The sequence below is a fragment of the Streptomyces sp. AC627_RSS907 genome, assembly GCF_019049165.1.
The window spans coordinates 1-574 of sequence record NZ_JAGMUE010000483.1 but is presented as its reverse complement, the minus strand read 5'-3'; the positions used below and the strand labels follow the sequence as shown (position 1 = coordinate 574).

General features: G+C 68.8%; 1 protein-coding gene. It reads left to right on the top strand.

What is annotated here, in order from left to right; translation table 11 throughout:
- Window positions 1–574, top strand: a 574-nt coding sequence (locus KUM32_RS36605; RefSeq protein WP_374227593.1) for an ABC transporter permease, incomplete at both ends; no start/stop codon positions are given.

Here is a 574-nt window from a genome sequence, read left to right as displayed (position 1 = left end):
CCGCAGATCGAGGCGCGACCCCCACCAGCCCGAAGGCACCGGCCGCCGGCCCGTCGCTCGAGGACAAGGTGCGCGAGGAGAAGGCCCGCAGCCTGTGGGGCGACGCCTGGCGCGACCTGCGGCGCAACCCGTACTTCATCATCTCCAGCTTCCTCGTGGTGCTGCTGCTCTTCATCGCGCTCTTCCCGGGCTGGTTCACCAGCGCCGACCCGCGCGACGCGGACCTGACCAACCACTTCCTCAAGAAGCCGGAGCTGGGCAGCTTCTTCACGGCGGACTGGTTCGGCTACGACAACCAGGGCCGCAGCATCTACGCCCGGGTTATCTACGGCACCCGCGCCTCCATCCAGGTCGGCGTCGGCGTCACGGTCATCGTGACCATCGTCGGCGGCCTGATGGGCATGCTCGCCGGCTACTTCGGCGGCTGGCTTGACGCGCTGCTCTCGCGCATCACCGACGTGTTCTTCGGTATCCCGTTCCTGCTCGGCGCGCTCGTCGTGCTGAACGCGTTCACCGACCGCTCGGTGCCCGTCGTCATCGGCGCGCTGGCCTTCCTCGGCTGGACGCAGATCGC